24 protein-coding genes and 4 pseudogenes are annotated in these 24979 nt (G+C 55.6%); 6 read left to right on the plus strand and 22 right to left on the minus strand.

Annotation, left to right across the window (positions count from 1 at the left end):
* The first annotated feature begins 120 nt into the window (after positions 1-120).
* Positions 121-1314: an aminotransferase class I/II-fold pyridoxal phosphate-dependent enzyme gene (locus KI237_RS02350; protein WP_212798636.1), complete on the plus strand. Its 1194-nt coding sequence runs from the start codon at positions 121-123 to the stop codon at positions 1312-1314.
* Positions 1311-2255, plus strand: a complete 945-nt coding sequence (locus tag KI237_RS02355) for an NAD(P)-dependent oxidoreductase (RefSeq protein WP_212798637.1) — start codon at positions 1311-1313, stop codon at positions 2253-2255. Before KI237_RS02350 ends, KI237_RS02355 begins: the two co-directional genes overlap by 4 nt.
* A 263-nt stretch (positions 2256-2518) precedes the next feature.
* Here KI237_RS02355 and KI237_RS02360 read toward each other — a convergent pair whose 3' ends face one another.
* The 6 genes from KI237_RS02360 to KI237_RS02385 form a co-directional block, all read right to left on the minus strand.
* Positions 2519-3277, minus strand: a complete 759-nt coding sequence (locus KI237_RS02360) for an ABC-2 family transporter protein (RefSeq protein ID WP_212798638.1) — start codon at positions 3275-3277, stop codon at positions 2519-2521.
* A gap of 12 nt (positions 3278-3289) precedes the next feature.
* Positions 3290-4012, minus strand: a complete 723-nt coding sequence (locus tag KI237_RS02365) for a hypothetical protein (RefSeq protein WP_212798639.1) — start codon at positions 4010-4012, stop codon at positions 3290-3292.
* 69 nt (positions 4013-4081) lie between these two features.
* Entirely contained in the window at positions 4082-5092 is a 1011-nt protein-coding gene (locus KI237_RS02370; protein ID WP_212798640.1) for an ABC transporter ATP-binding protein, read from the minus strand.
* 73 nt (positions 5093-5165) lie between these two features.
* The gene (locus tag KI237_RS02375) at positions 5166-5438 is read right to left on the minus strand and encodes an ATP-binding cassette domain-containing protein (protein WP_212800536.1); all 273 of its coding nucleotides are present in this window, start codon (positions 5436-5438) and stop codon (positions 5166-5168) included.
* Entirely contained in the window at positions 5354-6643 is a 1290-nt protein-coding gene (locus tag KI237_RS02380) for an ATP-binding cassette domain-containing protein (RefSeq protein ID WP_502937099.1), read from the minus strand. The genes KI237_RS02375 and KI237_RS02380 overlap by 85 nt, the downstream gene beginning before the upstream one ends.
* The gene (locus KI237_RS02385; RefSeq protein ID WP_212798642.1) at positions 6628-8040 is read right to left on the minus strand and encodes a phenylacetate--CoA ligase family protein; all 1413 of its coding nucleotides are present in this window, start codon (positions 8038-8040) and stop codon (positions 6628-6630) included. The genes KI237_RS02380 and KI237_RS02385 overlap by 16 nt, the downstream gene beginning before the upstream one ends.
* A gap of 493 nt (positions 8041-8533) precedes the next feature.
* Here KI237_RS02385 and KI237_RS02390 point away from each other — a divergent pair, with 493 nt between their 5' ends.
* A complete protein-coding gene (locus tag KI237_RS02390) occupies positions 8534-8971 on the plus strand; it encodes a VOC family protein (protein ID WP_212798643.1) in 438 nt (145 codons plus the stop codon).
* Between the two features lie 224 nt (positions 8972-9195).
* On the opposite strand, the gene KI237_RS30840 is transcribed toward KI237_RS02390, so the two are convergent.
* The 13 genes and pseudogenes from KI237_RS30840 to ubiE all read right to left on the minus strand — a co-directional run bounded on the left by KI237_RS30840 (position 9196) and on the right by ubiE (position 19376).
* Positions 9196-10068, minus strand: coding sequence for a methyl-accepting chemotaxis protein (locus KI237_RS30840; protein WP_502937100.1), 873 nt, complete (start codon positions 10066-10068; stop codon positions 9196-9198).
* A pseudogene (locus KI237_RS30845) lies at positions 10054-11112 on the minus strand (methyl-accepting chemotaxis protein); the annotation flags it as partial. The pseudogene KI237_RS30845 and the gene KI237_RS30840, both read right to left, overlap by 15 nt.
* Positions 11113-11253: 141 nt before the next feature.
* A complete protein-coding gene (locus tag KI237_RS30850; RefSeq protein WP_502937101.1) occupies positions 11254-12147 on the minus strand; it encodes a methyl-accepting chemotaxis protein in 894 nt (297 codons plus the stop codon).
* 9 nt (positions 12148-12156) lie between these two features.
* A pseudogene (locus KI237_RS30855) lies at positions 12157-13170 on the minus strand (methyl-accepting chemotaxis protein); the annotation flags it as partial.
* 163 nt (positions 13171-13333) lie between these two features.
* Positions 13334-14041 carry a 16S rRNA (uracil(1498)-N(3))-methyltransferase gene (locus tag KI237_RS02405; RefSeq protein ID WP_212798646.1) on the minus strand — a complete coding sequence of 236 codons (708 nt, stop codon included), beginning with the start codon at positions 14039-14041 and terminating at the stop codon, positions 13334-13336.
* Entirely contained in the window at positions 14038-14835 is a 798-nt protein-coding gene (gene tatC / locus KI237_RS02410) for a twin-arginine translocase subunit TatC (protein WP_502937072.1), read from the minus strand. Before tatC ends, KI237_RS02405 begins: the two co-directional genes overlap by 4 nt.
* Complete coding sequence (gene tatB / locus KI237_RS02415; RefSeq protein WP_212798647.1) at positions 14832-15254, minus strand: Sec-independent protein translocase protein TatB; 423 nt, start codon at positions 15252-15254, stop codon at positions 14832-14834. The genes tatC and tatB overlap by 4 nt, the downstream gene beginning before the upstream one ends.
* A 10-nt stretch (positions 15255-15264) precedes the next feature.
* Entirely contained in the window at positions 15265-15552 is a 288-nt protein-coding gene (locus tag KI237_RS02420) for a twin-arginine translocase TatA/TatE family subunit (RefSeq protein ID WP_212798648.1), read from the minus strand.
* A gap of 24 nt (positions 15553-15576) precedes the next feature.
* Complete coding sequence (locus KI237_RS02425; protein WP_003186671.1) at positions 15577-15909, minus strand: phosphoribosyl-ATP diphosphatase; 333 nt, start codon at positions 15907-15909, stop codon at positions 15577-15579.
* A complete protein-coding gene (hisI, locus tag KI237_RS02430) occupies positions 15902-16300 on the minus strand; it encodes a phosphoribosyl-AMP cyclohydrolase (RefSeq protein WP_212798649.1) in 399 nt (132 codons plus the stop codon). Before hisI ends, KI237_RS02425 begins: the two co-directional genes overlap by 8 nt.
* An 81-nt stretch (positions 16301-16381) precedes the next feature.
* Positions 16382-17985: pseudogene (gene ubiB / locus KI237_RS02435) on the minus strand (ubiquinone biosynthesis regulatory protein kinase UbiB).
* A pseudogene (locus KI237_RS02440) lies at positions 17982-18606 on the minus strand (ubiquinone biosynthesis accessory factor UbiJ). The pseudogenes ubiB and KI237_RS02440 overlap by 4 nt, the downstream one beginning before the upstream one ends.
* Positions 18606-19376: a bifunctional demethylmenaquinone methyltransferase/2-methoxy-6-polyprenyl-1,4-benzoquinol methylase UbiE gene (gene ubiE, locus KI237_RS02445; protein WP_003196937.1), complete on the minus strand. Its 771-nt coding sequence runs from the start codon at positions 19374-19376 to the stop codon at positions 18606-18608. Before ubiE ends, KI237_RS02440 begins: the two are co-directional and overlap by 1 nt.
* A gap of 155 nt (positions 19377-19531) precedes the next feature.
* On the opposite strand from ubiE, the gene KI237_RS02450 reads away from it, so the two are divergent.
* From KI237_RS02450 to KI237_RS02460, 3 genes are all read left to right on the plus strand, one after another.
* On the plus strand, positions 19532-19807 hold the full coding sequence (locus KI237_RS02450) for a polyhydroxyalkanoic acid system family protein (protein WP_063323320.1): 276 nt from the start codon (positions 19532-19534) through the stop codon (positions 19805-19807).
* 270 nt (positions 19808-20077) lie between these two features.
* The gene (locus KI237_RS02455; protein WP_212798651.1) at positions 20078-20500 is read left to right on the plus strand and encodes a phasin family protein; all 423 of its coding nucleotides are present in this window, start codon (positions 20078-20080) and stop codon (positions 20498-20500) included.
* A gap of 10 nt (positions 20501-20510) precedes the next feature.
* Positions 20511-21398 carry a phasin family protein gene (locus tag KI237_RS02460; RefSeq protein WP_212798652.1) on the plus strand — a complete coding sequence of 296 codons (888 nt, stop codon included), beginning with the start codon at positions 20511-20513 and terminating at the stop codon, positions 21396-21398.
* Positions 21399-21591: 193 nt separating this feature from the next.
* On the opposite strand, the gene KI237_RS02465 is transcribed toward KI237_RS02460, so the two are convergent.
* The 3 genes from KI237_RS02465 to phaZ form a co-directional block, all read right to left on the minus strand.
* Positions 21592-22212 (minus strand): TetR/AcrR family transcriptional regulator, encoded by a 621-nt coding sequence (locus KI237_RS02465; protein ID WP_212798653.1) that lies wholly within the window; start codon positions 22210-22212, stop codon positions 21592-21594.
* A gap of 61 nt (positions 22213-22273) precedes the next feature.
* A complete protein-coding gene (gene phaC / locus KI237_RS02470) occupies positions 22274-23956 on the minus strand; it encodes a class II poly(R)-hydroxyalkanoic acid synthase (RefSeq protein ID WP_212798654.1) in 1683 nt (560 codons plus the stop codon).
* Positions 23957-24068: 112 nt separating this feature from the next.
* Positions 24069-24923 (minus strand): poly(3-hydroxyalkanoate) depolymerase, encoded by an 855-nt coding sequence (phaZ, locus tag KI237_RS02475; protein ID WP_109752028.1) that lies wholly within the window; start codon positions 24921-24923, stop codon positions 24069-24071.
* Positions 24924-24979 lie beyond the last annotated feature (56 nt).

Genomic DNA, 24979 nt, shown 5'->3' on the forward strand with positions numbered 1-24979 from the left:
GTCACGATTAGGCTAACTTTACATGCGGGCATGTGGTTATTAAGGTTCGGCACGTCATGGAAGGCGCATCATAGGGTCATGGTCGAACTGAACTTTTAAGACTAGCCGGTTGGAAGCCTGATGAATTTTTTGCCTGATTACAAAAAACAAAGCCTGACTGAACATGAAGTTTTTGGCTTGTCAGTAAAATATAATCTTGCCGATGGTCACAGTTACATTTCCGCGAAGACGCATTTCAGGGGGGTGCTATTTAATCTACCTGATCTGTGGGATTCGGCGGTCGAAACGCCTATTCCACAAATGGAAGTGGCTTTTAAAGGTGTTTTTGCAGATTATTTTTCACTGCCAGGTTTAAAAACGCACAAGCATTTTTCAGTTTGTCCGACCGCGTCAAATAGTATCGACATAGTGGGGGCTTGGGCGCGATCGAAAAACTTGAGAGTCGGACTCGTCGAGCCAACATTTGATAATCTGGCTCAGTTGCTTCGACGTAGAGAAGTAACAATTGAAGCCGTTCCAGAAAATGTGTTTTACAACTTGGGACTGCTGGAGGATTTTGTTCAGGACAAAAAACTCGATGCTCTGTTCATGGTTAATCCCAATAACCCGACAGGATTCGTCAGTGACGCGGTCATGATGAAAAGCATTGCCGAGCTATGCTCTCGACTCAATGTGATTTTAATACTCGATACTTCCTTTCGGTTCTGCCATGAACACCCAATCGACGAGTACACGATTCTGATTGAAAAGGGTGCTTCATTTATCGTTCTGGAGGACACTGGTAAACAGTGGCCGACCCTGGATGCCAAGGCGAGCCTGCTTTCATACAGTGAGGACTTGGCGCAGGATATCAGAGCCATCTACGAAGAAATTTATCTTTGCAGCTCTAATTTTGTATTAAGAGTGATTATTGCTTTTATCGAGGCGACGCTGAAAAGGGGTGGCCTAGATTACATGCATTCGATTATTTCTAAAAATACCGAAACGGTGCGTTCCCAACTCATCGGGACGCGAGTCTCTATTGAGACTCCGCTTTCGCGTTCAGTCATGACGGTGATGTGGCTTAATATAAAGCGAACCGGGCTCTCGGATCTGGAGTTGACTGACTACCTTGCCTCCTATGATGTGGCTGTACTGCCTGGAAGGTATTTCTATTGGAATAGCCATGACCTCGCAGGACACGACCGTATAAGAATTTCCCTTTTGAAACCGGATGATCAATTCGGCCCCTCGATCTCACGCTTGAGGCACGCTTTACTCGAAATTGAATCGGCCAAAGGTCGCAATATTTCTGCAGAGAAGGTTTCGGAATGAGAAAGGTATTAGTGACTGGGGATTTTGACATCGACAAGGCGTTATTTCCAAATGACATTGAGCTTGTCCATATCAGATGCCCCGTTGACGAGCAGCAAATTCTGGATTTGTTACCCGACATACATGACTATATTCTGGGTGGGCCCGAGTATTTGTCAGTTCAGTTAATAGACACCGCGACTCAGTTGAAAAACGTCGTCGTCATGGGAACTGGGACGGCGAGCTTCGTGGATATCGAATACGCCACAAAAAAAGGCATACGTCTTACTAATACGCCGCATATGAACGTCAACGCAGTGGCAGAATTCACGTTGGCCATGCTTACCATCTGCCTGGCAAAGGTTCCTGAAAGTATTGAGGCCGTTAAAGAGGGAAGTCGGTGGATCCAAACACCCAGGCCTTCCGTGTCCGACTTGAGCATCGGTTTTGTGGGGCTGGGAGCCATTGGCACCGAGATGGCACATCAGCTACATTTGCGTGGCTGTTCGAACATGAAATATTGGTCCCGAACCAAAAAGCCTGAGCTCGAAAGAGCAATGGGAATAAAATATGCAACTCTGATCGATATGATGGCTACGGTTGATGTTCTGTGCATTCATCTTGCAGGTTGTTTGGAAACTCGAAAACTGATCGATGAAGTCGTATTGAAGGGGGCGAATCCTAAACTTAAGATTTTCAATATGTCAAGCCCATGGATCATTTGTCCTATAGCACTTGAAAAATACCTTTCCACTCATCCCGAGGCGTTTTGTTTTATCGATGGTTACTACAATGAGTGGGTAGAAAATAAAGGTCAGCATGAAGACCCTCATGGCCTGCTTTCTCTATCTGGCAAAAATCTGGTGATAACTTCTCACTTGGCTGCACAGGAACGCGGTACGGTCAGTGATATCTTCGCCAAGGCGGTAAAGCATGTCATTGAGTTTCCCATGGAGAGGTGAAGTATTCGGCCTATTGGCAGTAAATGCCATTGCGTGGATCCTATCGAAAACCAGTTCTATAGTGGATTCTCTATAAAAGTCGATGAAGGGGGGCGTGGATAACGTCCCCCAATCTTTTATGCCAACGATAATTTGCATCTCGAGCGTAAAGCGAGTTTTCCCCCTGTTCTTTCACTTCGAGCCGCGGAGACCCTGTTTCGCTACCTTCCATTAAGCAGCTTTAATAGGTTTTACCGAAAAACATCCCTGGCCAATTCGCTATTTCATCCTCCGATGCTATCGAATCGTCTAAAGAGGCTATAGACCTTCTTGACGGCTACGAAAAATGTGACGAACACTACCATCACGAATACCGAGACGAATAAAGTCAGCCCATTGAACAAGGCATCCAAGGCAACGGATGCGAACACGATCATTGGCAAGGCCGCTACCAAAAAATATAGCAATACTTTTGAGTAGAAAGCCGCTGGTAATAACGCAAACGTAAAAATTGATGAGTGAATATAGTCAACGGGTAGATCACGCTGAGTAATAAATGAAAATGAGTTCAGCGCCAGGATAAAAGTAACGCTCGCGACCACGCCTGTCAGCATGACAAATAAATACAAGCCGGAATTTACCGCGCTTGCCAGAAACGGCGAAGGGTCTATTTTATTCGAGATGGCGCAAACAATAATCACGAATATGGCACTCCACAAGTAGTGGACTTGACACCAGCGAAATAGAATCAATGTGAGCAGGTTGACTGGTCGCACCAGTAAGATATCGATCCGCCCCTGGGTGAGCTGTCGAAAGAAACCGGCTATAGCGGAACTAAAGAAGCTAACGACCAAACCGCCTAGCGCGTAGGACATAAAGAAAATCAGTAACCAGTTGGTATTTATCTTGTCCGTGGCAACGAAAGCGCTGATGACATCAAAAAAAATGAACTGTAGGCTGTAAAGTGTGACTAATGCAAGAACGCCTCCAAGTAAATTTATTTTATACCTGGCTTCTTCCTTTGCTGCATTTTTAATAAACATGAATATATGCATTTAACCTCCCGCTCCCGAGTAACGGTTGCCAGCGAATCTAAAAATGACCTTGCAAGCCATCAACATGATTGAAAACCAGATGCCATAAAGGCTCAGAAGCTCTATAAGTAACTCGTTGCTTGGGCGTAGCAGAAACTCTGCCGGACCACTGATTATCAATCTGAATGGGTTGTAGCGCATCAAGGGTTGAAGAAAGTCTGGCCAATAAGATAGTGGGAGTAACGTACCGCCGATGACATTTGCCAAGATGGCCTGGAAACTCAGGATCATGTCAGGGCGGGTTAGCCAAAACGTAGACAAAGACATTAGGAAGCCGAGTAAAAAGCAGAAAAACAGATTAAACAGGCTCAACATTATGAAGCCGATAACCCCAGTTCCTACAGCGCCTGAAGCTATTACGAAGAGGGCGATAAGCAATATGGGTACGTAATAAAGAATGCTTTCCCCCAAGAAAATAAACAGGTTGTACTTAAAGTAGCTTATCGGCTTTACAAAAATCCCCTCCAACTGCCCTTCATGCACATTCGTGGCGACTCTGAATATCAGGTCGTAAGTGTTGTTTAAGCGGTTGAGGGCTAGCACCGCGACATAATAGAGGTATGTTTCTGCTAGCGTATATTGGGGTAGGGTTTCGGTGTTGGTATCTTGGTAAACAAAGCCCCATATTGCAAACTGTATAAAAAAAGGTACACCTGTAGCGATTATCAGGTCGGTTATTAACATGGACCTGTCTCGGTATGCCGAGAGTAGTCCTGTTTGCACTAGCTTGAAATAGGCGACTGTATTCACTGTTTACTTACCGGACCATGTCTTGAAAAGATTTACGACACTATTTTCAAAATCCAGAGGAGAAACTTCCAGGTCATAGATGCCATCTTTGAATAAGCTGAAAATTGCGCCGATGGAAGCCCTGGGAACTATGTAGGATATTTGGTTGGGTCCGTCGTTAAGAATACTTATGTCTGGTTTTTTTTGAATGGCTTTCTTAAATGCCTGAAGGTCTTTCTCGCTTTGAGTTGTATTCTGAGTGCTTACCGTCAGTTTTACGTTAGCTCTGAAGTTGGCGCTTAATTCGCGCATGGATCCGTCAAAGCGAATATTTCCTTTGTCGATGATGATGGCATCATCACAACAAGATTCTATATCGCCCAAATCATGACTGGTTAGAAACACGGAAAGGTTGTTGGTTTTTCTTTCATGATTCAAGTATTTGCGTATTTCATACTTCGATGTTACGTCTAGGCCCACAGTCGGCTCGTCCAAAAAAATAAGTTTTGGAGAATGCATCAGATTCAGGGTCAGTTCACATTTTACTCGCTCACCCAGGCTTAGATTGCGGACCGGCTTGTGAAGGACTTTAGCCAGATTCAAAGCATCAGACAGCTCCGAAAGTCTCCGCTTGTAGTCTTCGTCCGCTATGCCATAAATTTCTCTATAAGTGTCGAGACTTGTTTTGACTGGTAAATCCCACCAGAGTGATGTCTTATGACCGAAGACTACCCCTATTTGTTTCAGGAATCTTTTTTCACGAAGGCTTGGATCATGTCCGAGAACCCTCACTTGTCCTGAGGTCGGTTTTTGTATGCCACACAATATTTTTATCAAGCTGGACTTTCCCGCACCATTGGGTCCAATAAATCCAACGGCTGCGCCTTCTTCAATAGTTAACTCTATGGAGTCCAACGCCTGGAATGTTTCATATTTTGGTTTTATTAATTGCTTGCACCAATCGGCTACACTTCTAGTCTCTTTGGCTAAATAATATTTTTTGCAAACGGACTTCAGGCTGATCAAACTATTCATGGGATATAAGTCTTATAGAAGTGTTTATAGCACTTGGCGGATGTGCAGCGCGAAAGCCGCTTCGGTTCTATGCTCAAAGCTCTTTAAGTGTTTCATTGGCTATTTCAAAAAAACGATTGCCAATATTTTCGATAAACCTTGCATCATGGGAAACGACTATTGCAGCGGGATTCAGGCGCTGGATTTCCTTCTCCAGTGTCTCCTGGGAGCTTATGTCCAGATGATTTGTAGGCTCATCCAGAATCAAAAAGTTTGGCTTGTTCAAGCGCAATGCCAACATGGCAAGCCGACTGCGTTCACCATAGCTGAGCTGCCCAAATTTTTTTGGGCGCTTGGGTATGAAAATCCTGCTGAGGCGAGTTTGTTGATCGCCTGCTGTTGATCAATTTCGAAATTGCTCGAGAAGAACTCCAATATGCTCGACGTTTCTGGTAAGGCGGAAATATCTTGATCGAGAAAGCTTACCTTGGCGGACGGACTAAGCGTGATCTCGGTTGCTGTTCTGGAAAGAATGGCCTTTAGCAAAGTGCTTTTGCCTGATCCGTTTACGCCAGAAATAACGATTCGATCACCTTTGTTTATGACAAGGGATTCGATGGATAAAAGCAAGTTTCCAGCGGTTGAGTGCAATTGAAGGTTTTTGATCTGGAGGATTTTTCTTGCATTGAAGTTATCGATAGCCAGGGTAATATTTTTTTTGCGTGGTGTTTTTGCGGTCGGTATGGCTGATTCTAGATTTTTAACTCTTCTCTCAATTTTTTTTGCCTTTTGAAGCGCATTGTCACTGTGATTGTTTATGCCCAGTTGTCGTTGGTAGTGTGCGCTTTTTTTTAATCTCTGAATCTCACTCAGCGCCACAGCCCTGGCTTCGGAAAGAGCCTGTTCTTGTTCCAGAAGTAAATTTCTCGCCCGTGTGAAACTCGCGTTAAAATAAGAGGATCCCCGGCCGCTAAGAAGCAAAGTGCTTTTCGTAACCGAGTCCAGGAAGTCTCGGTTATGGCTGACTACCGCAAAGGTGGGTGTAATGCGGTTATCTCTAAGCAAGCGAATGAGATGCTCTATATGTGAGCGATCCAGATGGTTCGTAGGTTCATCCAGTAGCAATACATCAGGCTCCAAAATGACCGCTTGGGCAATCATCACCATCTTTTTCCAACCGCCACTTAATTGAGCGAATCGGAGTGATCGATGGCCTTCCGGGAAATTTAGCAATTCGAGCGTGTAGTCGGCTTTCCATTTGTCCGTAGTGGCATCGGATAAACAACTTTCCAGTATCTCAACTGCACTGGACTCGTTCCATTCGTCGGGGAATCCCTGCTCTACGTAGTGGCAGCGTAGCCCTCGGACATGCGTTATGTCGCCCTCATGCTCATCCAGTATCTTTGCGATACTGCGCAGTAGTGAACTCTTTCCAGAACCGTTATCCCCGACTATGCCCAGTCGGTCACCACTGGATATTGTCAGGTTTAGGTGCGAGAAAAGTAAATTTCCATGGATAGATAAAGAAACGTTATCCAGCTTTATCAGTGACATGGTTAATTGAATTCCCATTCTCTAACAATACTTCTGCGTTTGTAGGATTTCTGCGCGGGCCACGCATCCACCTCTCGGTGTAATAACGTAATGGGGTAGCCGAATAGAAAGGAAATTCGATTTCTGAGTTCTTGTAGTATTTCAGGCATGTTTTTATGTGGCTCACCTGAGTATTGTGTAACGAGTTCTACTGTTTCTGGATTTTTTTGTATCAAGCGAAAGTTTTTCAAGGTTTTGTCGGGTGTGATCAATATGTCGTCTATCGCGGCTAGAAGAGACGCACTCGGCACGACTTCCAGGTCCCGGGTGCGGAAGGCATCGTCACGTCTACCGTTTATTTCCTTGAGAGAGGTGCATGCGCTGCCGCATTCGCAAAGGCGACTGGAGGTATTTTTCTTGGCCAGATCTCCATGATCAAACCGAATCAATGGCATCAGCTCGTTGTTGAGATCCGTGCAGATGACGTTGCCAAAGCCTCGGGCGTCGGCGTTGACAATTTCCAGATACACACCGTCTTCAACAACATGATAGTTTCCATGAATGCATTGGGTTGCAATCATTCCTATTTCTTCTGAGCTGTACTCGTCGTACAGCGGGAGACCCAGCGCGTCAGAGTAATAGTCACGCTCCTGCTGAGTGCTGGACTCGGAGTTCGTTAATATAGCCTCCACCCCGCTATTTTTCAGCTGCTCTTTGTGTTGAAGTATAAGCGGAAGATAGCTTGGTAGCGTAATAAGCAGCTTGGGCCGGAGATGGAGCAGGTGTTCGCCTAATGGGGTGTCAGGCAGTAAGTCTGGTAATTGGAACGTTCTGTATTTTCCATGAAGGGACGAGAACGCCAACCCTACGTGATGAATTAGGTACAGCCAATCATGCTCTTGTAGTTTCTCCCTCAAGCATGAGTCGTAGAAGCGCATGACTTGTAGGTGATCGAGGATGATGTCCTCGTCATCGCTATATACTGTAAACGGATTTCCGCTGGAGCCGGATGTGCGAGAGGTGTTGGCATACTTAAGGTGCCGAGGGTTATTGACTATTTTGCTTGGTTCGACACTATTGAGAAGCGATTTGCTTACGATGGGAAGCTTTTCGAAGTCTGAGAAGCTGGACAGACTTCCCAGCTCGTACCCACACGCTCCATATAATTCACGATAAAAGGGTACGTTGGTGAAAGCGTTATCGACTAGCCTCTTTATTTTCAATAGCTGAAATTTTCTTATCGCTTGCTCTGACTGACGCAAGAAATCACTCAGCTGTTCGGAATTTTTCGACCAAAGTTCCAAGGCCTGGCCTTGCAATTGATGATGGTCAGTGTCTCGTACGGGTACCGGGCTGACCAATTTTTTTATTGCTGTTAACGCACTGTGTTGTAGTTTTGGATCACAATTTTTTTCTGTCGTGACGAAGTTAGCCATCTAACGGGTCTGCCTGTGTTAAGTTGACGTTGCTGATTTTGGAAGGGTTAGATGAATATGTCTGCTGGAGCGATTTGAAAATGCTTGCCGTTATCGGGTGCGACGGTAATGCGCCGGCAGATGCTTTGACCCAGTCGTGGATAATTGCTTTATGATGAGTTGTTCCGTTTTGACGGCGGCGAATCTACAAAAAGGTAGAGGCGCCCGTAAAGCGAAAAAAATATAAAAGATATTTCGGACGTAACTGGTTACTTCTTTGTGGTTTAGTTACGTCAGGTGCCAAGGCTTTTCGGATTGGCAAATTTTGCTGGTCATGATTGGAAACAATCTAGAGGTTTTTCTTTCGCTTGATAGTCGTCTATGTTTTCTGCTTGGGGAAGTCAGGTTTTTTGAAATGATGACTATTGGAAATGCAGGATGACTTCCCTGGCAATGGCCAGGGTGGGCTTTGGTCGAATTAATAATCATGTCTCATCAAGGATGACGAGGTTTTATGGTTGATTTTAATGCGCTATTACCAGAAATGATTGTCTCTGACATGAAGTGTAGTTTGAAGTTTTACTGCAAGGTGATAGGTTTCAATGTTGAGTATGAACGGCCGGAAGACGGCTTTGCTTTCATTTCATATCATGGAAGTCAATTGATGTTGGAGCAGGACCGTCAGGATACGTCTCCCTGGCGAGTTGGTCCGCTGGAGAAACCCTATGGACGCGGAATGAATCTTTCAATCGAGTGTCCCGATGTCAAGACTTTGGCGAGAGCGCTCGTATTGTCTGGGTATACGTTGCGCAAGCCTATAGAGGAGCATTGGTATAGGGAAAATAAAGAGCTCCAAGGCGAGAGCAACTTCCTGGTGCTTGATCCCGACGGCTATTTGCTTCGATTTGCCCAGGATTTAGGCCGTAGACCATTGCCACGAGACGAGCTTTGAGGCTCAGGCTGGGCACTGCTGGGTAAGGCTGCGGTGTCCAGCTACGCGGCGGTGCTGATGACTCAACCATCCGCCTCGCTCGCGTACGCCCTGGACCTGTTTGATTCATCCAGATGTTCGGCAGGGAAAGAATGCTTCATCGACCTCAGTCGTTCAATACGTCAGAAGTCGATGCCTCCTGGATGCAACTGGTTGAGGACATCCATTAATCGCGGGAAGTGTTTTCAGGTCTTGAACTTGCCAACCAGCGATTGAAGATGCGTCCCCAACCGCGCCAGCTCAGCACTCGAAGCGGCGGTCTCTTCACTGGCCGCCGAGGTCTGTTCAGACACGTCGCGCACATTCAGCACACTACGGTTGATCTCTTCAGCCACCGCACTCTGCTGCTCAGCCGCCGCGGCGATCTGCTGGTTCATCGACTGGATCGCCGACACCGTGCGAGTAATATTCTCCAACGAACCCCCGGCACGGCGGGTCAGTTCGACGCTGCTTTCGGTCAAGCTGCGGCTGTTGTCCATGATGGTCGCGACCTGCTCGGTGCCGCTTTGCAGGCCCACGATCAGTTCTTCGATTTCTTCCGTGGACTTCTGGGTGCGTTGGGCCAGGCTGCGGACCTCATCGGCCACCACGGCGAAGCCGCGTCCGGCCTCACCGGCACGGGCCGCCTCGATGGCCGCGTTGAGGGCCAGCAGGTTGGTTTGCTGGGCCACGGACTTGATCACGTCCAGGACGCTGCCAATCTTGTCGCTCTCACGCTTCAAATCGCCCATGGCGGCGGTGGAGTTACCCACCTCTTTGGCCAGGCGCTCGATCTGGGCGATGGCTTCGCCAACAACCTTGTCACCTTCACGGGCCTGCTGATCGGCTGCGACGGCGGCTTCGGAGGCTTCCTCGGCGTTGCGCGCGACTTCCTGCACCGTCGCGGTCATTTCGTGCATGGCGGTGGCGACCTGATCGGTTTCCACTTTTTGGCTGTTGACCCCGGCGCTGGTCTGCTCGGTCACGGCCGAGAGCTGTTCGGCAGCGCTGGCGATCTGGGTAACACCTTCGCTGATGCCACCGATCAATTGCCGCAGGCCCACGGTCATGCTTTGCATGGCGCGTTGCAGTTGGCCCAGTTCGTCGCGACGCTCGGAGGTGAGGTTGTGAGTCAGGTCGCCGGCGGCCACGCGCTCGGCGACCTTCAAGGTCTCGCCGAGTGGACCGACGATCTGCCGGGTGATGAACAGGGCGGCGATCACGCCAAAAAGCAGCGCCAGGGCGGCAGCAGCGATCAGGACAGACTTGGCCTGGCCGGTATCATGGTCACGCACGGCTGTCTGGGATACGGTGAGCTTCTGGCTGGAGTCGATCAGTATCTTGCCTTGCTCACTCATTCGTTGCAGTGCTGCATTGTTATCCAGCTGGGAGTCGCGGAACTGGCTGACCGCCGCGCGATAGACGTTCATCGAGTCGCTGGCTTGTTGGAGGGTATCGGCGTGTTCCTCGGGTAGCTGGGCCGGCAAGCGTGCCAGTAGCTTCAGGACATCGGTGATAGCATCGATGGCCGGTTGCTGGGCCTCGCTTTTTCCGCTGTAGGTGTAGCCGCGAACCTGATAGCGCGCCTGTTGGATCGCCTTGCTCAGGGCCACCACACTGTTGAACTGGGTTATATCGCCGGCTTGCAGCGAGGCTTTTTCCACCCCGGCGACGTGGGCCACGGTGCTGTCGGCGCTGGCGCCGAGCTTGCTGCGGGCGTCTTCGCGGCTGACGGTGGCGCTGGTCATCTGGGCGAAGGCGCTTTTGTATTCGGCGACGGCGGCCAGTTGCGCATCGATCAGCGCGACGTCGGCCGGTTGTTCGATCAATAGGCGAGCAGTCTTCAAGCCCTCTTCGAGCTTGCCCAGCAGGTCGTTGACCGGTTGCGGTCCTTTCTCGCCCCGCGTGGTGTTGTAGTCGATGCTGGCCAGGTTCAAGTCTTTGCTCAAGTCGTTGAGACTGGCAATAAACCCCAGTTTGTCCCCCCGACTGATGACGTTGCCCAGGCCGGACCAACCGGTGAATGCAATCATCAAGGTGAGGAATAGCACCAGGCCGAAGCCTGCGCCGAGTTTGCGATTAACGCTTACGTTTCCCAGACCCTGGGCAAGCCACCGGAACATGCAGATACTCCCTTGTAGCGCTTAATTGGTTTTATCAGCGCTATATCGGCAGTTTGGGCAGTATCTGTAGAAAATAGACGTCATGCATTCCCGTGGCGAGGGAGCAAGTACCCACGCCACGGAGTGAGTTGTGCCTAAGCATCAAACCCGGAATCGCCCCACCAACGTCTGCAAATGAACCCCCAATCGCGCCAGTTCAGCGCTGGAGGCGGCGGTTTCTTCGCTGGAGGAGGCGGTTTGTTCGGAGACATCGCGAACGTTCACGACGCTGCGGTTGATCTCTTCGGCCACGGCGCTCTGCTGCTCGGCCGCAGCGGCGATCTGTTGGTTCATCGACTGGATCGCCGAGACTGTGCGGGTGATGTTTTCCAGTGAGCCGCCGGCACGACGGGTCAGTTCGACGCTGCTGTCGGTCAGGTTGCGGCTGTTGTCCAGGGTGGTCGCGACCTGCTCGGTGCCCGATTGCAGGCCCAGGATCAGCTCTTCGATTTCTTCGGTGGACTTCTGGGTGCGCTGGGCCAAGCTGCGAACCTCGTCGGCCACCACCGCAAAACCACGCCCGGCCTCACCGGCACGGGCCGCTTCGATGGCGGCGTTGAGAGCCAGCAGGTTGGTTTGCTGGGCGACGGACTTGATCACGTCCAGCACGCTGCCGATTTTGTCGCTCTCGCGTTTGAGATGACCCATGGCTTCGGTGGAGTTGCCGACTTCCTTGGACAGGCGTTCGATCTGGGCGATGGCTTCACCGACCACTTTTTCGCCTTCGCGAGCCTGTTGGTCAGCGGCGAGGGCCGCTTCGGAGGCTTCCTCGGCATTGCGCGCCACTTCCTGCACCGTGGCGGTCATTTCGTGCATCGCGGTGGCGACCTGGTCGGTTTCCACTTTCTGGCTGTTGACCCCGGCGCTGGTCTGCTCGGTGACGGCTGAAAGCTGTTCGGCAGCGCTGGCGATTTGCGTGACGCCGTCGCTGATGCCGCCGATCAGTTGCCGCAGGCTGATCACCATTCGCTGCAGGCTGCCTTGCAATTGGCCCATGTCGTCACGGCGGGTGACCACCAGGTTCTGACTCAAGTCGCCGGAGGCGACACGTTCGAGGGCAACCAGGGTCTGCTGCAGTGGACCGACGATCTGCCGGGTAATGATCCATGCGGCCAGCAGGCCAAACGCTAACGCCAGGATGGTGACGATGATCAGCGTTTCTTTCGCTTGAGCCGTTTCCTGGTTGCGCTTCTCGATTTGCGAGGTCGTCAATTGATTGTTCAGCACATCCAAACGGGTGTCTTGATCCAGCATTTTCTTGAGGGCCGCGGCACTGGCTACCTGTGAGTCACGGAACTGACTGACAGCCGCGCGATAGGCTTTCATCGATTCGCTGCTTTGTTGCAGGTTGGCGGTGTGTTGTTCCGGGACTTTGCCCGGCAGGCTTTCAAGGGTTTTCAGGACGTTATCGATGGCATCCAGTGCCGGTTGCTCGGCATCGGCCTTGCCGCTGTAGGTGTAGCCACGGACTTGATAACGGGCTTGCTGGATGGCCTTGCTCAGGCTTACCACACTGTCGAATTGAGCAACGCTATCGCCTTGGCGCACGGCATTTTCGACTTCGGTTACCTTGGCCACGGCGTTGTCGGCGTTGGCGCCCAGTTTGGATCGGGCCGACTCGCGGTTCTGCGTTGCTTGGGTCAAGTCGGCAAAGGCGCGTTTGTATTCATCGAGGATCGCCAGTTGCTGATTGAGCAACTCCTGGTCTGCCGGACGTACAAACTGTTTGAGGGCCGCCTGAATGCTCTCCTGAAGCTTGCCCAAGAGCTCGCTGACGGCCGCTGGCCCTTGTTCGCCGCGCCGCATCTCGTAACTGAGGCTCGCGACGCGCAAATCCTTGGCCAACTCATTCAGGCTGGCGATGGACGCCTGTTTATCAGCGCGGCTGATCACGCTGCTCAGGCTGTTCCAACCCGCGAAGGTGCTCAGGAGGGTCATGAGCAGCACCAGGCCAAAACCAAAACCTAGCTTGCGATTGACACTTACGTTTCCCAGCTTTTCGGTGAGCCAACTGAACATGCCGATACTCCCTCGAACCTTTTATAGGCCTTATGAGGAGAGTATCGACCATGTCACAGGGATCTGTAGAAAATAGGCGAGGGGCCACTTGCACGGTGCGGGCAGGCTCTGCAACCAGCGGGGATAAATCCACCCTGTCACAAAGGTGCTCAGGCCGCTGGGATCAGAACAACCGTGCGAGCAGCGCGGTGACCGCGGTCTCGACCCGCAGGATCCGCTCGCCCAGTTGCACCGGTTGCAGGCCGGCCTTGGCCAACAGGTCGATCTCGTAGGGAATCCAGCCGCCCTCCGGACCAATGGCCAGTGTCACCGGTTCTGTCAGCGCGCGAGGGCAAGGCGGGTAGTTGCCAGGATGACCCACCAGGCCCAAGGTGCCGTCGGTAATGGCCGGCAGGCGGTCTTCGACGAAGGGCTTGAAGCGTTTTTCGATGATGATTTCTGGCAGCACGCTATCCCGGGCTTGTTCCAGGCCCAGGATCAGTTGCTCGCGGATGGCCTCGGGCTCGAGGAACGGCGTCTGCCAAAAGCTCTTTTCCACGCGATAGCTGTTGACCAGCACCACGCGCGGCACGCCCATGGTGGCGACGGTCTGGAACACCCGCCGAAGCATTTTCGGACGCGGCAGGGCCAGCACCAGGGTCAGCGGCAACTTGGCGGGTGGAGGCTGGTCGAGGGTCACTTGCAGTTCGGCCTCGCGGGCCTCCAGGCGCAGCACCTGGGCCGTACCCATCAACCCACCGATGCGCCCGACTCGCAGGCTGTCACCGACGGCGCTGCGATGGACTTCCTGCATGTGGGTCAACCGGCGATCGCTCAGGATCACGCGGTCGGGCTCGATGAAGTCGGCCTCTTCGAGCAGCAGCAGGTTCACGCTTGGGTCGCTGGCGGCTGGTCGTTGTGGTCATCGACCGGTTGTTCCTCGGGCTCTTCTTCCCGGCGTTTGCGCACCAGGCCACCGAACAGGATGCCGATCTCGAACAGCAGCCACATCGGCACGGCCAGCAGGGTCTGGGAGAAAATGTCCGGTGGGGTCAGGATCATGCCGACGACGAAGCAGCCGATGATCACGTACGGGCGGACTTTCTTCAGGTATTTGACGTCTACCACGCCGATCCACACCAACAGCACCACCGCCACGGGAATTTCAAACGCCACGCCGAAGGCGAAGAACAGCGTCATGACGAAATCCAGGTAACTGGTGATATCGGTCATCATTTCCACGCCCGCCGGAGTGGCGGCGGCGAAGAATTTGAAAATCAGCGGGAATACGAAGAAATAGGCGAACGCCATGCCGGTGTAGAACAGCAGGATGCTCGACACCAGCAGCGGCACGGCAATGCGTTTTTCATGCTTGTACAGGCCCGGTGCGATGAAGCCCCAGATCTGGTGCAGGATCACCGGGATCGCCAGGAACAGCGAGACCATCATCGTCAGCTTCAGTGGTGTCAGGAACGGCGACGACACGTCGGTGGCGATCATCGTCGCCCCCACTGGCAGGTACTGGCGCAGCGGCGTGGAGACAAAGGTGTAGATCTGCTGGGTGAAGGCGAACAGCCCGGCGAAGATGATGAAAACCGCCGCGACGCAACGCAGCAGGCGCGTGCGCAACTCGGTGAGGTGCGATACCAGCGGCATCGGCTGGTCGTTTTCAGGGATATCGCTCATGGGGCTCGCGGCGGCAATGTAGGGTCGTTGGGCGCAGGGACTGCGGGGGACGCTGTATCCGCTGCCGTCGATATCACTGGAGCAGGCTCAGCCACGGGCACCGTGCCATCCACCGGCGCCTGGGGGGCAATCGTCGGCTCGGCCACAGGTTGGACCGGCGTCGGCTCCTGCTGGGTCGGCGTGAAGATTTTCCGCGCTTCCTGCTCCAGGGACAGAATATGTTCGTTGTGAAGCTGCCGACGGATGTCGTCGGCGCCGATTTCACGTTCAACTTCCTGTTTGATCGCATTGAAGCTGCGCTTTAGACGGCCGATCCACAGACCGGCGGTGCGCGCAGCACCCGGCAGGCGCTCGGGGCCCAGTACCAGCAGGGCGACGAGGCCGACGAGCAGCAGTTCAGTGAAGCTGATCCCAAACATTAGTCAGTGCTCACGAGTCTTTGCGGATGGGCTCTTCGACTTTCTGAGCCTGCACGTCGATGGTATTGGGCGCATTCACAGGCTGAGTGGCTTGTGGGTGTACCGGTTGGGCCGGTTGTACGGGTTGAGCCTGGGCCGCCGTCGGGTCGGCCGGTTTTTCGTCATCGTTCATGGCCTTGCGAAAGCCCTTGATCGACTCGCCAACATCGGTGCCGAGGTTCTTCAGTTTCTTGGTACCGAACACCAACACCACGACGACCAGGATGACGATCCAGTGTTTCCAGTCAAAGATACCCATGGGGCTATTCCTCTCAAAAGTTGATCAGGCGGACGGGCGCGAGGCTTTCTCGACGTGCCCGGACAGACCGAAGCGACGGTCCAGTTCATCCAGTACGGCCTGCGGATGCTGCCCCAGTTGGGCCAGCATGACCAGGCTGTGGAACCACAGGTCGGCGGTCTCGTAGATCACGTCGCTGCAATCGCCACTGATGGCGGCGTCCTTGGCGGCGATGATGGTCTCGACCGACTCTTCGCCGACTTTCTCCAGAATCTTGTTCAAGCCCTTGTGGTACAGGCTGGCGACATAGGAACTGTCGGCCGCGGCGCCCTTGCGCTCTTCCAGCACCTGGGCCAGGCGGGTCAGGGTGTCACTCATGGGTATGTCCTGAATAAATGGCATGCGGGTCCTTGAGCACCGGGTCGACGGTTTTCCAGTCGCCGCTCTCGAAGACGCGATAGAAGCAGCTTTGACGGCCGGTGTGGCAGGCAATCTCACCGACTTGCTCGACCATCAGGATGATGACGTCGCCGTCGCAGTCCAGGCGCATCTCATGCAGGTGCTGCACGTGCCCGGACTCTTCACCTTTGCGCCACAGCTTGCCACGGGAACGTGACCAATAGATGGCGCGGTTCTCGGCGGCGGTCAAGGCCAGCGCTTCGCGGTTCATCCAGGCCATCATCAATACGCGCCCGGTCTTGTGGTCCTGGGCGATGGCCGGCACCAGGCCGTCAGCGTCCCACTTGATCTCGTCCTGCCAGTTTTTCATCTTTGACTCCGACCATGGGCCGCGCACCTGACGTTGGCGGGCCCAGCGTTGAAACAGTGTGCCAGCGCGAACCGGTGCTGGCTATCGGCGAACGACCAGATACAAACCAACCGCCACCATGATCCCGGCAGGCCAGTGACCCAGTTGGCTCAACGGCCCGCCGCTCGCCAACACTGCGCCGCCACCCAGGTGAGCCGCACCCAGCAGGCGCAGGAACCAGTCGTCCTTGCGTCGGTGCCACGGTGGCGCCGGGTCGTGTGCGTGGGGCTGCGACATGCGTTCGAGCAGGTCGCGGGTCATGTTGGCCAGGTGCGGCAGCTGTTCGAACTGGCTCTGCACGTTGCCCAGCAAGGTCTTGGGGCTGACGCGCTCGCGCATCCAGCGTTCGAGGAACGGTTGGGCGGTGTTCCACAGGTCGAGGTCCGGGTACAGCTGGCGGCCGAGGCCTTCGATGTTCAACAGGGTTTTCTGCAACAGCACCAACTGCGGCTGAACCTCCATATTGAAGCGTCGCGCAGTCTGGAACAGGCGCATCAGCACCTGGCCGAAGGAAATATCCTTTAACGGTTTTTCGAAGATCGGTTCGCACACGGTGCGGATCGCCGCTTCGAACTCGTTGAGCTTGGTTTCGGCCGGTACCCAGCCCGAGTCGATGTGCAGTTGGGCGACGCGGCGGTAGTCACGCTTGAAGAAGGCGAACAGGTTGCGGGCCAGGTAGTCCTGGTCTTCCGGGGTCAGGCTGCCGACGATGCCGCAGTCGATGGCAATGTATTGCGGGCTCCACGGCTGCACCGTGCTGACGAAGATGTTGCCCGGGTGCATGTCGGCGTGGAAGAAACTGTCGCGAAACACCTGGGTGAAGAAGATCTCCACGCCACGTTCGGCCAGCAGTTTCATGTCGGTGCGCTGGTCGGCCAGGGTCGCCAGGTCGGTGACCTGGATGCCGTAGATGCGCTCCATCACCAATACTTTCGGTCGGCACCAGTCCCAGTAGACTTGCGGCACATAGAGCAGCGGCGAGCCTTCGAAGTTGCGACGCAGCTGGCTGGCGTTGGCCGCCTCGCGCAGCAGGTCGAGTTCGTCGTAGATGGTTTTCTCGTAGTCCTGGACCACGTCCACCGGGTGCAGCAGGCGGGCATCGGCCGACAGCCGCTCGGCGGCCCGAGCGAGGATGAACAGCCATGCCAGGTCCTGGGCAATGATCGGCTTGAGGCCTGGGCGGATGACCTTGACCACCACTTCTTCGCCGCTCTTGAGTTGCGCGGCGTGCACCTGGGCGACGGAGGCCGAGGCCAGGGGCTCGACATCGAAACGGCTGAAGACTTCGCTGATTTTCTTGCCCAGTTGCGCTTCGATCAACGCCACCGACAGCTTGGAATCGAACGGCGGCACGCGGTCTTGCAGCAGCATCAGCTCATCGGCGATGTCTTCGGGCAACAGGTCGCGACGGGTCGAGAGGATCTGCCCGAACTTGATGAAGATCGGCCCCAGGTCCTGCAACGCCAGGCGCAGGCGTGCGCCGCGACTCAAATCCAGCGTCCGGCGGGGAACCAGCGCCACGGCAGCACAAAGCGCAGTGCCAGGAGAAACCAGGGCAGCGGCAGGGCGAACAGCAGGTCATCGAGGCGGTAGCGGATCACGACGCGCTGGATGCGCAACAAACGGCGGACGGCAAGCAGCTTCATGCGTTATCGCTTGGTTTCAAGGGATCGGGAAAGGCGCTCGAAACGCGCCTCGAGACGTTCCAGGTCAAGTTTGATCTGGTCCAGTTCATTAAAACGGGCTTGTGCTTCGCGTTGGCCTACGAGGGTACGCGATTCTTCAGCCAGGTATTCACTCAGATTCTGCCCCAGGCTGGCGAAGCCCTGGCGATACCAGCGAGTGCGACTGCGCAGATGACCGCTGAGCAATTGTGTGGCCACCGGGCCGATCCAGCGGGACACTTCGTATTCCCAATCCAGCTCCAGGTCCTGGAGAATCGCCGCCAGCTCCAGCAGCACGCCACTGTCGCCGTCGAGCTCCACGTCGGGGCTGTGCAGCACCGCGGTCTTATCCTTGCCCAGGGCCAGGTTCAGCAGGCTCGACGCTGGGGCGCGCAACGTGCAGTCGACCTCGGCCTCCCAGTGCCCAGCGAGCATCAGGCCTTCGTCACTGGGCAGGATGAACAACCGCAACGCCGGGCTGCGGCAGTCGACGGCGATCACGCTGCCGCTCAAGCGCGCCAGGCGCGCGAGCGCCGTGCTGTCCAGGCGCAACACCCGGTTGAGGCCGAGTTCGACGCTGGCAAGCAGCCCGGTGAGCAGCATCAGGGTTTGATACCGCGGTGCAGGGCGACGATGCCTGCGGTCATGTTGTGGTAGGTCACGCGGTCGAAACCGGCCTCGACCATCATCGACTTCAGGGTTTCCTGGTTCGGGTGCATGCGGATCGATTCGGCCAGGTAGCGATAGCTTTCCGAGTCGTTGGTGATCAGCTTGCCCATCAGCGGCATGAAGGCGAACGAGTAGGCGTCATAGGCCTTGGACATCAGCGCATTGGTTGGCTTGGAGAACTCCAGCACCAGCAGGCGGCCACCGGGCTTGAGCACGCGCAGCATCGAGCGCAGGGCATCTTCCTTGTGGGTGACGTTGCGCAGGCCGAAGGCGATGGTCACGCAGTCGAAATGGTTGTCGGGGAACGGCAGCTTTTCAGCGTCGGCCTGGACGAACTCGACGTTACCGGCCACACCCAGGTCCAGCAGGCGGTCGCGGCCGACCTTGAGCATGGATTCGTTGATGTCGGCCAGGACCACCTGGCCGGTTGGCCCGACGATATGGGAAAACTTCTTCGTCAGGTCGCCCGTGCCGCCGGCGATGTCGAGCACGCGATTGCCGCTGCGCACGCCCGACAGTTCGATCGCGAAACGCTTCCACAAGCGGTGCATGCCGCCCGAGAGCAGGTCGTTCATCAAGTCATACTTGGCGGCTACGGAGTGGAAAACCTCAGCGACTTTTTCCGCTTTCTGGCTTTCCGGCACGTTCTTGAAGCCGAAGTGAGTGGTGGGTTCGGCATCGCTGCCTTTGCGCTGATCAGTCATATCGCGGTCACCAAAAAAGAATGCGGGACATTCTAATCCCGGTGGAGGGCTTTGTCTTGGCAAGGCTGAAGGTAAGATGGGCAACCGCCGGGACGTTTTGACGCAGCCAGGGTCTGAAACGTTCAGGCAAGTCCCGATAACACAGGAGTCACCCGATGGCCCGTATAACTGTTGAGCGTGCCCATGGCCTGGGCAAGGAAGCGGCGCGAGAGAAAGCCGACAAGCTGGCGCAGAAGTTGTCCGACAGCTATGGCCTGGAGCCGCAGTGGGAGGGCGACACCCTGAAACTCAAGCGTTCCGGGGTCAAGGGCGAAGTGCATGTGGGCGAGGACTCGATCCGCGTCGACGTGGAGCTGGGCATGTTGATGTCGGCCATGAGTGGGACGATCAAGACGGAAATTGAAAAAGCGCTGGATAAAGCGTTGGCCTGATCGACCGAAAGGGTGGGTGGAAGGCATGGCTCAAGTTCACCACCGATAACCTGTGGGAGTGAGCTTGCTCGCGATGGCATTGTTTCAGTCACATCAACGTTGGCTGACACTCCGCCATCGCGAGCAAGCTCGCTCCCACAGGAAGGCGTTACAGCCGGTGAGATGTGGGTCAGTTGTTAGGGTGCCCTTTCTAATTATTGTCACTACTTTGTGCCTGAGCCCGACCGTGTGCGGGCAGTTCCTCAAACCTTTTTTCGAGTGAGGTGCACCATGGCCAAAGTTATTCTGAAGAAAAAAACCGACGTTGAATCTTCCACGCTCGGCGACGTGAAAACGTACGCGCGCAAGATCTGGCTGGCGGGCCTGGGCGCCTACGCGAAGGTCGGCCAGGAAGGCGGCGAGTACTTCCAGGAGTTGGTTAAGGCTGGCGAAGTTATTGAAACCAAAGGTAAAAAGAAAATTGCCGGGAAACTTGAAGCGGCCAACAGCGAATTGATTGAAGCCAAGAGCGACGTCAATACTTTCAAGGCTCGGGTTGAAGTACAACTCGATAAAGTCGAGAAGGTATTTGATGCCCGTGTTGCAAGTGCCTTGAATCGTATCGGCATTCCGTCTAAACATGACGTTGAGACACTCTCTGCTAAGCTCGATGAGCTGACAGCATTGCTCGAACGTGTCGCGCGTAAACATTAAGGAGAACGGGATGGCTGGCAAAAAAATCACTGAAAAAGAAGGCAGCTCGTGGGCCGGGAAGATTGAAAAATACTCCCGCAAAATCTGGCTTGCTGGTTTAGGCGTGTACTCGAAGATCGACTCTGACGGCAGCAAGCTCTTCGAGTCCCTGGTAAAGGACGGCGAGAAGGCCGAAAAACTCACCAAGACGGCGGTCGGCAAACAAGTCGATGCGGCCAAAGACACTGCCGAGTCCGCCAAGTCGCGAATCGGCGGCGTGAAGGATCGTGCGCTGGGCAAATGGGACGAACTGGAAGGGGCTTTCGACAAGCGCCTGAACAGCGCAATCTCGCGCCTGGGGGTGCCAAGTCGTAATGAAGTCAAGGCGCTGCACAGCAAGGTCGACACCCTGACCAAGCAGATCGAAAAGCTCACCGGCGCCAAAGTCGCACCCGTGGCGACCAAGACTGCAGCGGCCAAGCCGGCCGCTAAAACGGCGGCCAAGCCACTGGTCAAGGCTGCGGCAAAACCCGCCGCCAAACCTGCGGCGAAGGCAGCAGCCAAGCCCGCGGCTAAAACCGCAGCGGCCAAACCTGCTGCCAAGACGGCGGCCAAACCGGTCGCGGCGAAAGCAGCAGCCAAGCCTGCGGCCAAGCCAGCAGCCAAGACTGCAGCGGCTAAACCTGCTGCGGCTAAACCAGCCGCTAAGCCTGCGGCAAAAGCGGCGGCCAAACCTGCTGCGGCGAAAAAACCGGCCGTGAAAAAACCGGCCGCGCCAAAAGTAGGTACCCCCAGGGCGCTGGCTACGGCGGCCAAACCGGCAACCCCGGCGAGCACGGCGAACTCCGCTTCGGCTCCGACCCCGGTTGCCACTCCGACTACCGCGCCGGCTCCATCGACGCCTACCACCCAGTCCTGATTTTTACGGACATGCAAAAACGCCCGGCCTGTGAAGGTCGGGCGTTTTTTATGCGCCATGGATCCGGTGTGGGAGCGAGCTTGCTCGCGATTGCATTGTTTCAGTCACATGCAGGTTGACTGACACTCCGTCATCGCGAGCAAGCTCGCTCCCACAATGGACCATTGTACAAAGGCCTTCCCACTGCCGGCGGTCAGTCGTGCTCTTCCAGATAGCGCAACGCCAGTTGCTCTGTCGCCACCTTGGTCGCGGGCGGCAGGTGCGAGGCCACCAGCATCATGATCTGGTAGACCACCAACCGAACCTCGCCCTCGCGGTCCAGGATCCGCTGGTAGTCCAGGGAGAACAGCAAGGTCATGGTGATCTGTTCCACCAGTTGCCCCAGGGCTTGGGTATCGCTGACCAGCAACCCCTGGGCCTTGAGCTGCGCCAGCAGTGAGGCGAGGGTGCGCTTCAGGGCATTGAGCAACTGGCGGATGCCCTTGGCCAGCTTCGGCAGGCGTCCGGCCAGGTTCGACAGGTCCTGGAATAGAAAGCGGTACTGAGCCAGGCGCTCGACGATCAAGTGCAGGAACAGCCAGTAATCTTCCGGCGCCAACTGCACGTCCGCCGGAGGGTCCAGCAGCGGCGCCAGTTCGCCCTGGAATCGCTCGAACAGCCCGAGGATCAGCGGTTCCTTGCCATGAAAGTGGTAATAGAGGTTGCCCGGGCTGATGCCCATTTCGTTGGCAACTTCCAGGGTGGAGACGTTCGGTTCGCCCTTTTCGTTGAACAATTGCAGGGCACATTCAAGGATTCGGTCGCGGGTTTTCATCCGGTCTTCTTAATGATCAAGTCATGCCACGGCCAATCGCCTGGCCGTGGGGTCATGGCCTTCAGCGCACGCGAACATAGGTGCCGGGAGCTGCGTCCAGGGGCGGGTAGTTCGCATTGCCCAAGGTCATCCGGGTTTCGTGCTGGGCGCCGGAACGCTCCTGGATCCAGCCCAGCCATTGGGTCCACCAACTGCCTTCGACGTGTTTGGCGTCGTAGTACCAGGCCCGCGGGTCGCTGCTCAGTTTCACGCTTTCGATGTAGTTGGCCTTGGGGTTGCCCGGCGGGTTGAGGATGCTCTGGACGTGGCCGCTGTTGGAGAGCACGAAGCGTTTTTCGCCACCGAGCAACAGGGTCGAGCGATACACCGCGTCCCACGGCGTGATGTGGTCGTTGATGCCGCCCACGCTGAAGCTGTCCACCGTCACTTTCTGCAGGTCGATGGGCGTGCCGCACACTTCCAGGCCGCCGGGATGGGTCAGTGGGTTGTGCTTGAAGAAGTCCAGCAGGTCGCCGTGGTAAGCCGCCGGCAGGCGGGTGCAGTCGTTGTTCCAGTAGAGGATGTCGAAGGCCGGCGGCTCCTTGCCCAGCAGATAGTTGTTGATGAAGTAGGTCCAGATCAGATCGTTGGGGCGCATCCAGGCGAATACCCGGGCCAGGTCGCGACCATCGAGGATGCCCTTCTGGTAGGAGCGGCGCTTGGCGGCTTCGAGGGTCTGCTCGTCGATGAACAGCGTGGCCGGGCTGTCGATCTGGCTGTCCAGCAGGCTCACCAGGTACGTGGCACTGGCGACCCGGCGCAGCTGGCGCTTGGCTTGCAGGTGGCCTTGCAGGGCGGCGATGGTCATGCCCCCGGCGCAGGCGCCCATCAGGTTGACCTCGCGGGCGCCGGTGATCGCCCGGCAGACGTTCATGGCCTCTTCCACGGCCTCGACGTAGCTGGACAGGCCCCATTCGCGGTGGCGTACGTCAGGGTTGCGCCAACTGATGATGAAGACCTGCAAACCGTTTTTCAGGGCGTACTGGACGAAGCTGTTGGAAGGGCTCAGGTCGAAAATGTAGAACTTGTTGATCTGCGGCGGCACGATCAGCAACGGCTTGGCGTATTGCTTTTCGCTCATGGACCGGTACTGGATCAGCTCGAGCAATTCGTTGCGAAACACCACCGCGCCAGGGGTGGTCGCCAGGGTCTTGCCGACTTCAAAGGCATGGGGCGTGGTTTGTCGCGGCAACCCGTCGTTGTGCAGCAGGTCGTCCACCAGATGGCTGAGGCCTCGAACCAGGCTGGTGCCGCCGGAGTTGAACAGTTCCTTGACCGCCAGCGGGTTGAGCAGCGTATTGGACGGCGAAACGGCGTCGTTGAGCAGGGCGAAGGCGAAGTGGGCGCGGGTGCGGTCATCCTGGCTCATGGTGCTTTCGTCGATCCAGCTCGTCACCTGTTTCTGCCAGCTCAGGTAGGCCTGCAGGCTGCGGCGGTAGAGCGGATTGAGCTGCCAGGTGGGGTCGGCGAAACGCTGGTCGTTGGGGTTGGTGGGGTGCAGGGTCTCGCCCAGCAGCACTCGGCCCAGTTGACCGCCCAGCCTCAATGCATGCCGGGCACTGTGCACCGGGTTGCGCAAACCGTGTACGGCAACGCTGCGCAAGGTGGACAGCAGGTCCCTGCCACGCAGGCCGGTGACCGCACTTTGTGCGTTGATGAAGCTGGCAGGGGCGGGCATGGAACCCTTCGCCGGTTTGTCGCGCATGAGTCAACTCCTTCGTCATCAGGCTAAAAACAAACACACCGAACCAGATAACATAGTCGCTGTTTCGGGTCGCTGCGCGGTCCGGCGTCCTGCCAGGCGCTAATGGGCGGTTTCAGCCGCCCAGCGGCGAGGGATGCGGATGCATCACCGCACGCTGACGTTCTTCCTCCAGGAATTTCATGATGATCGGCGCCACCGCCTCGGCCCGGGTGATCAGGAACAGATGGCCGTCATCGATGATGTGTAATTGGGCATTGGGAATGCGCCAGGCCAGCATGCGCATGTTGATCAGCGGGATCAGCGGGTCGTCGTCGCCGGCCAGCACCAGGGTCGGCTGGTGGATCTTGTGCAGCCAGTGGATGCTGGTCCAGCCCAGGCCGGCGAACAGTTGCCAGTAATAACCGAGCTTGCCCGCCGAACGAACCTTGGCCGCATGGCTGGCCGCCAGGCTCGGGTCGCGACGGAACGATCCGCCGTAGATCAGCGGGGCGATACGCATCACATGGGAAGGTTGAACGTAGCGCCGGGGGCTGGCCATCATCCACAGTACCTTCGGTTTGCCCGGTACCATCACCGCCCCGGCCGCCGTGGCCGCCAGTACCAGCTTCTTGCAGCGCTCGGGGTAGTCATAGGCGAACTGCTGGGCCAGGGCGCCCCCCCAGGACACGCCGATCACGTTGACCTGCCCGTAGTCCAGGTAATCGAGCATGCGCGCGGTGAGTTTGGCCAGGCCAGGAAAGCGATACGGCCGGTTGGGCGTCGATGAACCGCCGACGCCGGGCACGTCAAAGGCGATGACTTCCAGGTCCGGGTCCAGGGCCTGGATGAACGGGAACACCAGCTCGAGGTTGGCGCCGATGCCGTTGAAAATCAGCAGCGGCGTCAAGTGAGGCTTGCCGGGACGTACCGCGGTGCGCAAGGTCTGGCCATCCAGATCGACGGTACGGAAGATGTACGGTTGCGGCATGCTTCAAGCCCTATGGGTTGGGTCGCTGTCTTTCATTTTTTTTCCCGATCCCCTGT

The sequence above is a fragment of the Pseudomonas sp. St316 genome, from assembly GCF_018325905.1.
Classification (GTDB): domain Bacteria; phylum Pseudomonadota; class Gammaproteobacteria; order Pseudomonadales; family Pseudomonadaceae; genus Aquipseudomonas.